15 protein-coding genes are annotated in these 14,263 nt (G+C 40.6%); 5 read left to right on the top strand and 10 right to left on the bottom strand.

Annotation, left to right across the window (positions count from 1 at the left end):
- Positions 1-119: 119 nt before the first annotated feature.
- A complete protein-coding gene (locus AC5KOD_RS13370) occupies positions 120-554 on the top strand; it encodes a flavodoxin domain-containing protein (RefSeq protein ID WP_496915063.1) in 435 nt (144 codons plus the stop codon).
- Here AC5KOD_RS13370 and AC5KOD_RS13365 read toward each other — a convergent pair.
- Entirely contained in the window at positions 551-1,177 is a 627-nt protein-coding gene (locus AC5KOD_RS13365; protein ID WP_496915062.1) for a cysteine hydrolase family protein, read from the bottom strand. The two genes, AC5KOD_RS13370 and AC5KOD_RS13365, sit on opposite strands and share 4 nt — an antisense overlap.
- Before the next feature lie 30 nt (positions 1,178-1,207).
- Positions 1,208-1,759, bottom strand: a complete 552-nt coding sequence (locus AC5KOD_RS13360; RefSeq protein ID WP_496915061.1) for a helix-turn-helix domain-containing protein — start codon at positions 1,757-1,759, stop codon at positions 1,208-1,210.
- A gap of 204 nt (positions 1,760-1,963) precedes the next feature.
- Here AC5KOD_RS13360 and AC5KOD_RS13355 point away from each other — a divergent pair, with 204 nt between their 5' ends.
- Together AC5KOD_RS13355 and AC5KOD_RS13350 are read left to right on the top strand one after the other, a co-directional pair.
- On the top strand, positions 1,964-2,701 hold the full coding sequence (locus AC5KOD_RS13355; RefSeq protein WP_496915060.1) for an ABC transporter ATP-binding protein: 738 nt from the start codon (positions 1,964-1,966) through the stop codon (positions 2,699-2,701).
- 1 nt (position 2,702) lies between these two features.
- Positions 2,703-4,349, top strand: a complete 1,647-nt coding sequence (locus AC5KOD_RS13350) for a hypothetical protein (RefSeq protein ID WP_496915059.1) — start codon at positions 2,703-2,705, stop codon at positions 4,347-4,349.
- Between the two features lie 193 nt (positions 4,350-4,542).
- Here the strand turns inward: AC5KOD_RS13350 and AC5KOD_RS13345 are convergent, their stop codons facing one another.
- The 7 genes from AC5KOD_RS13345 to AC5KOD_RS13315 form a co-directional block, all read right to left on the bottom strand.
- Positions 4,543-4,920, bottom strand: a complete 378-nt coding sequence (locus AC5KOD_RS13345) for a YbgA family protein (protein WP_496915058.1) — start codon at positions 4,918-4,920, stop codon at positions 4,543-4,545.
- Between the two features lie 132 nt (positions 4,921-5,052).
- Positions 5,053-5,481, bottom strand: a complete 429-nt coding sequence (gene rpiB / locus AC5KOD_RS13340) for a ribose 5-phosphate isomerase B (protein WP_496915057.1) — start codon at positions 5,479-5,481, stop codon at positions 5,053-5,055.
- Between the two features lie 42 nt (positions 5,482-5,523).
- The gene (locus tag AC5KOD_RS13335) at positions 5,524-6,384 is read right to left on the bottom strand and encodes a PTS system mannose/fructose/sorbose family transporter subunit IID (RefSeq protein WP_496915056.1); all 861 of its coding nucleotides are present in this window, start codon (positions 6,382-6,384) and stop codon (positions 5,524-5,526) included.
- Positions 6,384-7,145 (bottom strand): PTS mannose/fructose/sorbose/N-acetylgalactosamine transporter subunit IIC, encoded by a 762-nt coding sequence (locus tag AC5KOD_RS13330; RefSeq protein WP_496915055.1) that lies wholly within the window; start codon positions 7,143-7,145, stop codon positions 6,384-6,386. The genes AC5KOD_RS13335 and AC5KOD_RS13330 overlap by 1 nt, the downstream gene beginning before the upstream one ends.
- A gap of 28 nt (positions 7,146-7,173) precedes the next feature.
- A complete protein-coding gene (locus tag AC5KOD_RS13325; protein WP_496915054.1) occupies positions 7,174-7,647 on the bottom strand; it encodes a PTS sugar transporter subunit IIB in 474 nt (157 codons plus the stop codon).
- 71 nt (positions 7,648-7,718) lie between these two features.
- Positions 7,719-8,141 carry a PTS sugar transporter subunit IIA gene (locus tag AC5KOD_RS13320; RefSeq protein WP_496915053.1) on the bottom strand — a complete coding sequence of 141 codons (423 nt, stop codon included), beginning with the start codon at positions 8,139-8,141 and terminating at the stop codon, positions 7,719-7,721.
- 214 nt (positions 8,142-8,355) lie between these two features.
- Positions 8,356-10,950 carry a sigma-54-dependent transcriptional regulator gene (locus AC5KOD_RS13315; RefSeq protein WP_496915052.1) on the bottom strand — a complete coding sequence of 865 codons (2,595 nt, stop codon included), beginning with the start codon at positions 10,948-10,950 and terminating at the stop codon, positions 8,356-8,358.
- 183 nt (positions 10,951-11,133) lie between these two features.
- Between AC5KOD_RS13315 and AC5KOD_RS13310 the strand changes: the two genes are divergently transcribed.
- Positions 11,134-12,213, top strand: a complete 1,080-nt coding sequence (locus tag AC5KOD_RS13310; RefSeq protein ID WP_496915051.1) for an alcohol dehydrogenase catalytic domain-containing protein — start codon at positions 11,134-11,136, stop codon at positions 12,211-12,213.
- A gap of 68 nt (positions 12,214-12,281) precedes the next feature.
- Here the strand turns inward: AC5KOD_RS13310 and AC5KOD_RS13305 are convergent, their stop codons facing one another.
- Complete coding sequence (locus AC5KOD_RS13305; RefSeq protein WP_496915050.1) at positions 12,282-13,037, bottom strand: DeoR/GlpR family DNA-binding transcription regulator; 756 nt, start codon at positions 13,035-13,037, stop codon at positions 12,282-12,284.
- Positions 13,038-13,206: 169 nt separating this feature from the next.
- On the opposite strand from AC5KOD_RS13305, the gene AC5KOD_RS13300 reads away from it, so the two are divergent.
- Positions 13,207-14,262, top strand: a complete 1,056-nt coding sequence (locus AC5KOD_RS13300; protein ID WP_496915049.1) for a zinc-dependent alcohol dehydrogenase — start codon at positions 13,207-13,209, stop codon at positions 14,260-14,262.
- Position 14,263 lies beyond the last annotated feature (1 nt).

Genomic DNA, 14,263 nt, shown 5'->3' with positions numbered 1-14,263 from the left:
TCCTCCCTTTATTATGAGAATATATCTCGTTTGACGAGATACTTTTTAAACGAGATAATTAATTTTAATTATATCAAAGGAATATAAATGCTGCAAGCGAACAGTAAAAGGAGAACTAAATGAAAACATTAATTATTTATGGCACTAAATCCGGTGCCTCTGAGGAATGCGCCAAATTATTAGGGGAAATGATCGAATCTAGTACATTGTCAAATGTCGAGAGCGAGCAGCCCGCTTTAGCTAATTTTGACCGAGTGATTGTGGGCGCGGGTGTCCGCAACGACAAGATGTATAAACCTATCAGAGACTATTTAAAGAAAAATCAGGCTGAACTAATCACGAAAGAACTTGCTTGCTACTTATGTAATTCTAAACCAAAAACAACAGCAGATGTGATTGTTGCCAGTATTCCACCACAAGTTCGTGAAGTGGCGCTAGACATAGTTTCCTTCGGTGGCTACAAACCAAATTGGGTCCCTGTAAGCCCTGAAAATAAATTAAAGGGGATTGAGCAAGAAAGATTAGTCGAATTTGTTAACAAGCTTAGTCATTAAGTGGCTAAGCGTGAGCTGTTGCTAATAGTGATGCCTTTCTTTTCATATAACGTAAGCATTTTTATACGTTGCTTGTCAGAGGTAGCGAAGAGCCCGTCTTCAAGAACAATCGTCTCATAACCACGGTTAACTGCGCCGAGGGCTGTTCGGTAGACACACGCACTTGCATCAGCGCCAACAAGGTAGAGAGTCTGAATACGTTCTTGAATCAAATAATCTTCAAAGTCCTGATTGGAGAAGGCATCAGCCCGGTGTTTATTAAAAACAGTCTTAGCCATTTCAGTCATCTCTTGAATTAAACCAGTTCCAGAACTGCCTTCTTGCATCTTACCAGCCGTTAAGAGAGAATCAATCGGATGCTTTTTTATACTATGAGTAATAAAAATGGGTTCCACATGTTGTTCAGTTGCATCGGCTATGGTGTGAGTGATGGTTGTCGTTAGTTGATTGCGATTGGAATAATAGGGCTGATTGACCACATCCTGTTGCATGTCAATAACGAGCAGTGCGGATCGATTAGCCGCTTTACTACGGTTTTTACCTTTAGTTTCAATGGTTAGATAATGAATCCGCCAGCCAATTAGGCAGATTAATCCGCCAATAATAAGACCCATAATGATCATTTTGCTATCACTTCTTTCTGTTTTACTTGATTAAGACTCGTGTGGCGGAGTGAAAATAACCGCTAAGGTGTGTAATTTTTGTTCAGTTTCCTTTGTTGGAGATTTAGTTCGATAGTCGTTCACGACTTCGGCTATTCGTTGACCGAGTTCTTGCAGCTCTTCATTAGTGGCAAAGATGGGACCTGCTGAAAAGCCAGACCCATCATGTAAAATGTCGATGGTTGGTCGCTCAGCGTAAGCTTTAAATTCAGCCATTAATTGCATGGTAAAATGGCTCATCAATTGAAAATAAGCAGGACCGTTATTTTCAGTAATAATGGCATCGATATTAGGCATAAGTGAGTTGTTTAAGTCATAGGTTTTTTCAATGACTGCCCGAATTTTTTTCTCAGAAACCACTTCAATGACACCTAGTTTCGTCAATTGCTTAAGAGTACGGTAAAGTGTTGCTTGGGGGATTTCAGGTTCACGCGCCATAAGCTCCTTAGCTGTTGCGGCTCCGTGCTGTTGAATGGCAAGTAAGATACTACTTTTCGTTGGGTTTACAAAACACTCCATTAAGTCTTTAGTAGAGATGTCCATGAGCTACCTCCTAAGGTGATTAATACATACGCTAAGAAATTCTGTGAGTCGTAGTTGCCTAATAAGGGATTTTATTAAGCAAAAGTTGCTCGTTTAGCTTCTTTTTGGTTATGTGTTGTAATTATGTTATCATTTTGATAATATATAGTCAACAATGAAATTAATTGATTATAGCGGTGGTTAAGTGAAAGAAGGATGAATGGGATGTTAACAATAAACAAGTTTAGTAAGGCTTATAAAGGTGGTAAAAAAGCAGTCGACACAATCAGTCTACAGGTGGAAGCTGGTGATATTTTTGGCTTTATCGGCCACAATGGCGCAGGTAAGAGTACCACAATTAAAGCAGTTGTGGGAGTCTTAGATTATGAAGAAGGCGAGATTTTGATTAATGGACATTCTATGAAGGATGAACCACTCGTTTGTAAACAACAACTTGCCTACATTCCTGATAATCCTGATTTGTATGAGCATTTAACAGGGATTCAGTACTTAACGTTTATTGCTGATGTTTTTGGTGTACCAAGCACGATTCGCGAGGAAAAAATAAAGAAATATGCAGATGGGTTTGAGATGACGGCTAACCTTGGCGATTTGATTTCTTCTTATTCTCACGGGATGAAGCAAAAGCTAGCGCTTATTTCTGCTGTTGTTCATGAGCCAAAGCTACTGGTTCTAGATGAACCTTTTGTAGGTCTTGATCCTAAGGCTGCCGTTATTCTAAAAAATATGATGCACGAACTTTGCGAAACAGGGAGTGCTATCTTTTTCTCAACTCATGTTCTTGATGTGGCGCAAAAATTGTGCAATAAGGTAGCAATGATTAATCATGGCAAGCTAGCATTTGCCGGGACGATGGATGAGATGTTGGCAGAAAAAGCGGGTGGAAGCTTAGAGGACCTCTTTATGGAGATCGTGAATCAAGACGAATTGGGAGGGAAGTAACATGACAAGTGCCACAACTAAGCAAACAGGACGGCATTTGACATGGCTTCTCGTTAAAAATCGTCTTCTAGCACAAACAGGTTTGAATGTTTTTCGGTACGAACAGGATTCTAAGAAAAAACGTAATAAACTCATTATGCTAACTAGTATTGTGATTATTATGGTGGTTCTGATTTTTTATTTGACGGCGACAGCTGTGGGATACGCCTTAATGGGATTAAATGAGTTAACTCCAGGTATTGCGTTAGTAATGAGTAGTCTGATTACCTTGTTTTTTACGATGTTTAAGGCGAATGGCGAATTATTTGGTTTTAAAGATTACGAGTTGGTGATGTCTTTGCCTTTTCCAACGCGGACGATTATTAACAGTCGCTTTCTCAATATGTATATTTGGAACACGCTATTCAGCTTGTCGATAATGCTACCAATGGGAGCAGTCTATGCGTGGTTTGCCAAGCCTAGCTTATTATTTTATCCGATGTGGTTACTGGGGATAGGGCTAGTCAGCTTGATTCCTACAACTTTAGCTGCTGTTTTTGGTGCAGTTATTACGGCCATTTCAACCAAATTTAGATATGCTAATGTAGTGGTTACGTTGCTTTCATTTATGCTAGTTATCGGGATAGCTGTGGGAAGTTTGAGCTTAGGCACATCGGACTCTCTTTTAGGAACACTTGATAATTCCAAACTATTGACGAAGTCGCTATCAGCCTTAGCGCCAATTCTTTCTGATAGTATTAATCAATTGTATCCACCGGCTCGCTTATTTACAGAAGGAGTCGTGGAGGGGAAATTGGGTTCATTCTTGCTATTTGCCCTGATCTCCTTTGCTTGGTATGTTGTTTTCGTTTATATTCTTTCCCTGCGCTACCAACAAATTAACACAGCAATTACGTCTCATCGTAGTCGTGCTGACTATCAAATGGTGCGTTTGCGTCAAGGTGGGATGCTAGGTGCGTTGTATAAGAAAACAATTCTACGAATTTTGAAGTCAACTGTGGCAGCAACGAATTTATTGATGGGGTGTATCATGGCGATATTGGCAATCGTCGCCTTGGTGGTGGTAGGACCTGAAAAAATGGTTCAAGGAATGGGCTCATTTGATATTATGCCGATTTTTAAAGGAGCTGCACCCTTTGTCATTGCGGCAATCGCAAGTATGACTAATACGGCTTGTGTGTCATTAGCATTGGAAGGCAAAACAATTTGGCTGATCAAGTCCTTGCCGATTGCGCCCAAAACGTTATATGACAGCTATTTATTAGTCAATTTAACTTTCACGATCCCAACCTCCCTGATCTGCTCACTTTTAATGAGTTTGGCGATTAAGTTCACGTTTGGTGAGCTGCTCTTGCTGTTTGTTGTTCCAGTTATTTTTGTTAGTGCCGCAGCGGTTTTTGGTCTTGCGATTGGCAACCGATTGGCTTATTATGACTGGCAAGAAGAGGTTCAGTTGATTAAGCAAAGCATGATGAGTATGTTAGGCATGTTGGGTGGCTTAGTTTTTATTGGGCTGTGTGGTGTTATCGTTAATAGCGGTCTACTTCCTGTTAATTCAGGTATTTTAACTGTAATTGTGTCAGGAATGATGGCCATTTTAACGATTGCCTTGTACCGCAATGAAAGTAGGCGTCCAATTAAAGAGTAGGGGAAAGGAGCAGCTTTTTGCTCGCGTATCTTCTATGATAAGGATGAAATAAGTGGAGGAGCGGACTAGTTGGTTCTGCTCCTTCTTTTTTGTAATCAAAGATTACTGGCTTATAGTAGAGCATGATTAGTTAGTCAGATGTGCTTAAAAGAGTGGTTTAATAAAAAAGATTTGAGGTAGCTAAAGTACCATCTTATGTCATAAAAAGTAGTCGTGAGGCGAGTAAATAGTTTACCTCGTAAGCTATCGTCAGTTCTCGTAATAAGGGTTTGACTGAATCATTGGAAAGTGAAAGCTGGGCTAGACGTTTTTCAAAAGTTGCTCTTTCTTCCGGTGTTGCTAGGGTTTTGAAATAGCCCCACACGTGTTGATAGGCGTTGCGTAATGAACCGATTGTCGGGGGCGTTTGTTTGGCGATTGCTAAGGCTGATTGAAAAGCCTGTTCTTTTATTGGTGTCCAATCGTTCCCTGAAAAGAGCTGACGGATAATCGTGTATTGGTGTTGTGAATGTGCCATAACAAAATATTTCCAAGTCGCCCACTCTTGTTGTTTTTCATGACTGATAGGCATACTAATCACCCTTTCTTATCTGCTAGTATGACGGTAAAGGGAGCATGCTGTCAATAAAAAATGCCCAATAGTTTACCCGCGTAGCTCTTGTCAAAAGACAGAACCTACGCGGGTAAATGAGCAATCAGTCAATTAATTTTCAAGCTGGTTGACACGTTCAAGATGACGTCCATCTTGTGGTGTGGCGTTGAGCCATGTATCAACAAGCAATAAGGCTAAGCCTTCTCCGATAACGCGTTCACCTAAGCACAGCACATTGGAGTGGTTATGCTCTCTAGTGGCTTGGGCGGAGAATGTATCACTGACAACCGCCGCCCGAATGCTGGGGAGTTTATTAGCGGCGATTGACATCCCAATCCCAGTGCCGCAGCAAAGAATCCCTAAATCTGCTTTTTTCTCAGTAATCATGGCTCCGACTTTTTTAGCGTAGTCTGGATAGCCTACACTTTCAGTTTGATCGGTTCCTAGGTTAATAGTGTCGATTCCTTGAGAGGTTAAATGAGCCATAATAGCGTCCTTTAGCCTTTTTCCTCCGTGATCGTTTGCTATAACAATTTTCATCGAAAATCCTCCATTTTTATGGCCGTGAGTTCAAGTCTCTTATTAGTTACCGATGATGCCAAACCCAGCTAGAAGTCCGCCAGCAACAATTAGAATCGCTAAAACAGTTGTTGGTTTGAGCTTTTTCTTCAACATAATAAAGGTTAGCATCGTTGTTAGTAGTGGTAAGAAGCCTAGGACAAGCTTATCTAAAACATCCGTCTGAATTACCATAAATTCGCCTTTACTTAAAGCCAGTTTTAAAGGAGATGAGATGGAGACAAAGGAGGCCGCTAGACCGCCAATGACGATGGCACCAAGGGTTTGAGAAAAGGTCATGACTTTCGGTAGTAGAGAGCCAGATAGAATTTTGGTAATTCCCTCTTTCCCTGTTTCGTAGCCCTGCATCCATAATTTATACGCGATGACCAACATAATAGCCATGTGAAGAGTGAAGAAGGCAACTGGCCCCATTAAAATATTTCCCTCTGCAGCAAAAGGTAGGGTGAATGACAATAGGATAGGAATTAAGGTTCCTTGCCACAACGTATCTCCAATTCCTGCTAAAGGTCCCATTAAACCAGTCTTCAAGCCGTTAATTGTAGCAGTATCAATCGGCGCCCCATTCGCTTTTTCCTCTTCCATCGCAATCGTCATGGATAAGATTGGTCCACCGAATGAAGGCTCAGTATTAAAGAATTGCATGTGGCGCTCAAGAGCATCCTTCATTTCGTCTGAATCCTTGCCATAAAGCTTTTTCAAAATAGGTGAAAAAGCATGAACAACCCCAGTTGCTTGTAATCGTTCGTAGTTATAGTTAGCGTGAGAGAAGAAGGTCCAACGCCAAAAGGCTCTGACCAAATCTCGTTTATTTAATTTTTTTTCTGGCTCTTGTGTAGCTGTTTGTTGAGTCGTTTCAGTCATTATGCTTGCCTCCCGTCTTTCAGATACAGTTCAGTAAATACATATGCGATAATTAGAGCGAAAAGTGATACGGCTAAGATTGGTAGACCAGAGTAGACGGTCAACAAGAAGCCGAAGAAAAAGAAGACCAAGGTTCCTTTTCCATTCATTGCTCGTAAGTTCATAGCAATCCCGAGTGCCGGTAAAATACCGCCAATAGCTGACAGGACATCTAGTGGCTTCCCAGCAAGTGAATCAATGACCCCTTTAACAGCATCTGCTCCGAAATAACTAGCTAACGCAACAGGAACAACTGTAATTAGAATAAGAAAAATTTGTGGGGGCCATACGTGTAAAAAGTTAATACGATCAATGTCGCCTTTTTCGGCTGCTTTATCAGCCAAATGAACGAAAGTGATGTCGACGGTCATATGTAGAACCCAGATAATTGTTCCTAGTAACCCAATCGGAACAGCTAAAGTAGTTGCAACAGTTGGCGCGACACCAGCTGCCATCGCTAAGGCAGTTCCCAATGTACCAGCTAAAGCAGGGTCCATTGCGACTGTTCCACCTGCTGAGATGAACGCGAGGTAAGGCAGGTTAATCGCAGCCCCAATAATTGTTCCTTGAACGGGATCACCTAAAATAAGTCCGACAACTGCCCCATTTACCATCGGTCGCATCCAACCGTGAGTTCCCAAGAGTGAAATCCAAGGGGTTCCGTTAATACCAAGATAGTAAACAAATCCTATCAGGATTGCTTGAATAAAACTAATCTCCATGTTCTTTCTCCTTTACCTTGTCTGACTTTTATAATAAATTTCCAACAGCAACTGACTTTTCGTCAGGGATAACGTGAACTTTTAGACCGACATTGTGTCCAATAATGGCTCTGAATTCGTCTTTTTCTTCCTCTGAAGCGGAAATGTTTTTGTAAAATTTAGACCGATTTTTATTTGCGCCCATTCCGCCAATAATCACATCTTCGATTGAGACACCGTTTTCAATTAATGAAACGTAAGTGCCAGGCCCTTTAGTTAAGATGATAATTTTTTTGTCGTCAGGCAAGGCATTAATAATGGCTGGTGCTTCTGCAGTTGTTAAAATGTCTAAGCCAATCCCGATTGGTACGGCCATCTTGATAATAGTTTTGGTGAATTCATCACCTGCTGTTTGATCATCAACAATAATAATATGATTGCCACCAGTGAACTGCAGCCATGCAGTCATTACTTGTCCGTGAATAAGTCGATCATCAATTCGTGCTAAAACGATTTTTGCCATAATTTTTTTCCTCCTAATAGGTCATAACTAGTAACATGTTACTTATATTGAGTAGATATGAGTCGAGATGTCTAGTTGTTAGTTTGTTTGTTTAGTTCAGTGAAAAATTCTTTAATCCCATCGATGCCCGTTTCAAGTGAGCGGTGAGTGGCTTCTTCAAGTGAGCTACCAAGCATGCGTTGATTAAAGGCTTCAATCAGCATTGGTAGGTTGACCCCTGAAATTAAGCGATACTCAGTATCTGTTAAGTTGTGATGATTTAAAGCAGTTTGATTATAAGGACTAGCGGAATATAAATCAGTAAAAATAATAACGCCTGCGCCTTGATCAAGTTCTTTGATCGCCTTTAAAATATCTGCTGAAAAATCTTCAATGCTATTACCGTGACATAAAGATAATGTCTGACAGTTTTCTTGTTTTCCCATAATTAATTCGACACTGTCGAGAATTCCTTCTGCAAATTTCCCGTGTGTAGCAATTAATACACCAATCATAGTTTCACCACCTTTGCCTTTCTATAAGCAAGACTCGTGCCAATAGGTAACTAAGTTAGTGTGTTGATAGCGTGAAACCTTCATACGGTAAGGTTTCGACAAAGATAATATTTGTGAAAAAAGTAAAACAACACACTTTTTACGAATAAAAGTGTGTTGTTTTAGTGTGTCATTCCATCTAAATGATCTGTGTTGCATTAGTGTGTCGAGGCTATTAATAACCGTTGATAATTTTTTCAAAAATATTTTGTTCCGAGAAAATAAAGATTTCCGTGACATAGGCGAGCTCTGATTCTGGCACTTCAATTCCCCAGACATTGTCGATATACTGAAAATTCTCAACGATGATCTGGTGGATTGCTTGATAGTCTTTTAGTCGTGTCGCCAAATTTTTGTAGCTATAGGTTTCATTTTGAATAACACGCTCTAACATACAGGTTGTGTGGAAAATATACTTGATATAAAGAGCGTTCGTATCTTCGATTTTTAGCTGCTCAATGATCTGATGAAAGGTTTCAGTCAGTGTTTCAATGGCTTTTCGTGAATCAATAAAGGTTAAGACATTTTGAATTAAGGTGACTAGCTTAGGATTATCAATATAGTTGTGTGTCTGAGTTGAGAAGCTCGTTTCTAATTGTCGGTTAGAGACAGGGTAATCACTAATATTTTCCAAGCTCTCTACCAAGCTTTCGAGAGTAGTCGAAGCCATCAAGGATAAACGAGTAGCCTCTAAAACCGTCAGGGTGCTTACCATATTGATACTTTTGACGGCAATGCCTGTTTCCTGCGCAATAATTTCGCCAAAGGTGGTAAGAGACCCCATATCGACTAAAAGTAATACCCCTTTCCCTTGGTCGATCTTCTTGACCAGCTCTTTAGCCTTGGTTAAGACGGTGCTGACTTTCTCGTCTAGCGGCATACATAGATAATGAGCCTGCTCAACTTTTAGCAGAATATTAGAGACCTTTGCTAATTCTTCTGCTACTTGTCCATGAGTTAGGACGAGAATCCCCACTCGTTGATTATTGGATTTTAGTGTTAATGATTCTAAAAAGACGGCAATAAAGCCGATTTCATAAGGTGGAATCTGAATCGCCTTTTTCTCCTCGATCAACTGAATGATTTTTTTCGCCATCGTGTAGTAAATCGCGTCGTTATTGACAACCAATTCAGATTTTGGTTGTCGTAAAGGTTGATTATCATTGATCCGTTCAATCAATGCCACGAGATGCAAAATGATGCCGATGATGGTATTTTCTTCCACAGAAATCCCGTGCTCGGATAGAACTGACAGTAGGATAGAGTTAATAAACGAATAGTCTTCCTTGCTGACGAGCTTATAGATTGGCTCTTCACTCGGCCGTTCAGGTAAGTTATGCTGTGATTTTTGAGAAAAATAATTAACCAGCTCTTTGTCGACTAAATGGGTCACTTCATCTAGTTCTAAGCCTTGTTTAAAATATTGCTTGGATGTGGCTTCAATCGTGGCATACAAGTTTTCTTCAAGTGTTTTATCAACAAAAAAGTTTTTGACTTGCTTGCTAGAGTCAGTTGGATGAAAGGTAAATCCGCGTTTACTTGACCAATAAAATTCATGTGAGAGGATGTCTCGTTTCTCATCAAAAATATCAAAATATTCGACATACTGACTAGGTAATTGAGAGAGCTTCACACTGACTTCATTGGTTTTTTTAGTTAGCATTTCAACAAAGGCGCTGGCACAAATTAACTGAATATCGTTACAAAGTTGGCCGATGTTATGGGTGCAATCATAGACCAAAAAGTATTTCATCACTTCGTTAGAGACCTTGATCGGGCGATTAATTTTTTTCGCTTCTTGTTTGAAATTCAGCATAATCAGTTCCATACGCTCTTCAAGTGTCCGTTCTCGTAAGGGAGGGATGGAAATTAGATTAGGGATGCGCCGTAAAAAGGTTTGTAAAATGGCCACATCAACCTGCTCAGTCGTGGCAGAGATAATCAATACGTTCGCATAATGAATAGCACTAGATTCTCCTAAACGACGGTATTCCCCTCGATCAATAAGAGAAAAAAGCATTTCTTGCCCTTCAGGAGGCAAGCGGTGTACCTCATCGAGAAAAAGAATGCCGTTATTTGCTTGGGCGACTAAGCCTTTGCGATCAGTATCTGCCCCAGTAAAAGCGCCTTTTACATGACCAAAAAGATGGGAAAGCAATAGCTGAGGATTGCCAGCGTAATCCGCGCAATTAAAAATAATATAAGGGGCATCTGGTTTCAATTTTTCAGACTCTACTGCAAAGCGGTACATCGTATTGGCAAAGGTTGTTTTCCCTACACCAGTTTCACCAATCAACAAAGTATCAAGTCCCTTGGGAGGATAAAGAATTGCCGCAATTGCTTGTTTTACTTGATTTTTCATGCTTTTATCAAAGCCAATTAGAGCGGCAAAGGATTCGCCGATTTGAGTAGCAGTCTCTGCGTCCTGTTCCACTTTAGTTAGGGCTGATAAGCTCGGCTTTGTGGCAGGCATTAGCGAGAAGAGCTGTTTAAACTGTTCTTGACTGTCAATATACAAGCGATCACCAAGAGGAGCTAGATAATCAGTTGCCTGACAAATAAAGCGAACAGGCCGACCACCGATTTTAATGATTGTCCCTTCTTTGTGGAGAGCGTTGAGCTCCCGACTGACATTACTGCGAGAATAGCCAGTTAAATCAGCCAGTTCATTTGCAGTCCAACCGATAGTTTCGTCTATGTTAAGTTTAAGGACAGATTCAGATAGTGTGTAAAGTTTGTGAAAAATATTTTTTTTTCGTGTGTTTGACATTTAAAAGTAACCCCTTTCACCAAATTATTTTCTATCATAGCACACATTTTTGGTTTTAAATACTAGAGAAAAAAATTTGTGAAGTGAAAAAATTTAGGCTTGACTATTATTTTTGGCTTTGTTACTATCTGTGGTGAGTAGATATGAGCAATCTCTGGTTGGAAAAAAACGGAGGATTGCTTTATGGAACAGGAACAAGTTGTATCAAAAACTTACCGCCTAGTTGCGGCAGGAGAAGTTCAAACAGAGATGATTGAACGTGAGGTAAAAGAGGGGTGGGTAGTAGTTGAGCCCAATATTGCCAGTGTTTGCCATGCAGATTTAAGGTACTATACGGGGAGTCGTCGGCCAGAAGCAATGAAAAAGAAATTGCCAATGGCGTTACTTCATGAAGGGATTGGTGTCGTGATTGACAGTCGGTCTGAGAAGTTTTCAGTAGGAGACCGTGTAGTGATTGTGCCAAATATTCCTGGTCAGGTCTTAGACCCAGAGAAGTACCCTAATACAGAGGGAATCCCGGTCAATTATACAAAAGGCAATCAATTTTTGGGCAGTGGCTATGACGGGATTGCACAAAGTAAGCTTGTTCACCCTGCGGAATGTCTGGTTAAAATACCAGATGATGTTCCAGATGAAATTGCTGTTCTAGCGGAGCTGTGTACAGTTTCATATCACGGAGTGAGTCATATTGCTGATCGTTTACGGCAACCTGAAACCAAGGTGGCTCTTTTTGGTGACGGCCCAGTCGGTTATTTGACAGCTGCGATGATTCGCTATATGTACGGTGTGGATGAAAGTCGTTTCACCGTTTTTGGGGCAGATCCTGACAAGCTGAGCGAGTTTACCTTTGCTCGTCAACGGCTGGTTCAAAACTATGATTTTGTTAATTCTCCTGATAAATTTGATGTTGTTCTGGAGTGTACAGGAGGACGCTTTAGTGAGAGTGCTTTGAACCAAGCGATTGATAGCTTTGCGCCGTGTGGTGATTTGGTTATCATGGGAGTTAGTGAAGAGCGAGTGCCAATCAATACGAGGGATATTCTTGAAAAAGGCCTTCGTTTATATGGCAGCAGTCGTTCGTCAACTGCTGATTTTGAGGCTGTGATTAAGGCCTTTAGTCTGCCAGAGTACCGTCAAGCATTGAAACGGATTTTACCTGAAACATGGGATGTTGTGACAGATGCGGCGTCCTTTAAAGCAGCGATGGATCAAGTGGTTGCCAATCGTGCGTGGCATAAAACTATTCTTGATTTTAAGTGGTAATATATTAAAAAAACGAAACAGCTAGCTCTCAGAGCTAGTTTGTTTCGTTTTTTTGGTTGTGAATTGTTTTAGTAAATCATCTCTACTCGATGCTTTTCGACAATTTTTTGAAAAGAGGTGGGCAGTGGCTGATCAGAAATGATCAAATCAATCTTTTCGAAAGGAACGCTTAGATAAAAGAAATCCTGGTCGACTTTAGAACTGTCAGCTAGGAGAATAGTCTTTTTCGCTTGCTTAAAAAAAGCACGTTTAACTTGGGACTCTTCTTCTGTGGCATCACTGCCACCGTGAAGGCTCAGCCCGCGACAAGAGACGATGGCTATATCTGCATGGAATGAGCGAATGTGATCACAGGCCATAACCCCTGTAATAGATGATTCATTATTGCGAATCTTACCGCCGACAGAGTAGATCTCATGCTGGGTTTGAACACCGAGGATGTATGAGGTTAAATTACCATTGGTTAATATTTTTAGATTTTTAAAGGCATGAAGCTTTTTCGCCAATTTAAAAACGGTACTACTAGAATCTAAAAATAGACTTTGGCCCTCTTCGATGTGAGCAAGAGCAAGTTCTGACATGTATTCTTTTTGCGATTCATTGTTTCTTTCGCGGTATAAGAAAGGCAATTCATAACGTTGCTCCCCCAGATACATCGCCCCACCGCGGGTTCGTTGAATCTGTCCGTTTTCAGCTAAAATGCTAAGATCTCGGCGAATAGTAGCAGGACTGCTGAAAAGCAGTGAGCCTAACTGTTCAGTTGATAAAAAACGCTCTTTCTTGAGTAAATGTAAAATTTTTAGTCGTCGTTCTTCAGGTAACATTCTACCACGCTCTTTCTTTTTTCTTTAAGTGTACCACGTAATGATCGAAAGTGAGTGGAAATGATGAGCGTAAATGATTGAAGTTGCGCAATAATCAACTTAATCGCCAGTTATTGTAGATTGAAAGTGATTGAAATATGATAAAGGAAAGTAAGAAAGAAGGATAAAAATGAAAACAATGAAAGTAGCCGTTTTTAATGATGTAAAAGACATTCAAATTGAAGAAGCACCCATGCCAGAGGTTTATGGGGCGTATATTCTAATTAAAGTAGATGCTTGTGCGGTTTGTACATGGGAACAGCGGGTTTATACAGGTGTCAAGCAGGTTGAGTTTCCTTTTATCGGGGGACATGAGATTGCTGGGGAGATTATTGCAATAGGTGATGAAGTCAATGAGACAATCTGGCAACTTGGAGATAAAGTAGTTTACGGAACCAATCTTGCCTGTGGCGATTGTTATCAATGTAAGAGCGGTAACGAACAAAATTGTTATAACTTTGATCATAGTAAACAGCTTCCGGGCCTCCCCCATAAAGGAATGGGCGGATTTTCGGAGTATTTATTAGTAGAGCCCAAGCATTTGTTTAAATACTGGGGAGTCTCTGCCATTGAAGCGTCTCTTGCTGAGCCCTTATCTTGTGTGATTCACAGCTCGGAAACGGCAGACATTTCTTACGGTGATACAGTGGTGATAATTGGTTGTGGCATTATGGGGTTATTGCATCTACAAGTCGCCCTTAAGAGCGGGGCATCGGTCATAGTTAGTGACCCGCAGGAGGAACGTTTAGCACTAGCGAAGGAACTAGGGGCACACTATACGATTAATCCGACGAAAGAGAATCTTGAAGTAGCAGTCGATGAGATCACTCAAAAAATTGGGGCACAGGTCGTCTTTGATACAACGCCGATTGCAGCAATTGTCGAACAAAGTTTAACATTACTGGCAAACAATGGAAAATTAGTTTTGTATTCGTCTTTTTATCCAGACAAGCCTGTCAGCTTCAGTCCAGACACTCTTCATAAAACAGCCACACAAATTCAAGGGACTGCTAATTCTAATAGTCGTGATTTTATGCGGGCTGCAAAAATGATTAGTGAAGGCATCATTGATATGACCCCTTTTATTAGCCAAACATATGGCTTTGAAGACATTAAAACAGGCTTGGAATCAGCGATTATGGGTGACAAGTACCGAGTGGTTATTAATTTTATGGAGGGCAGATAAG

The organism is Vagococcus sp. WN80Y (assembly GCF_059621045.1).
The sequence above is the reverse complement of the archived record's forward strand: the minus strand, read 5'-3'. Positions and strand labels throughout refer to the sequence as shown.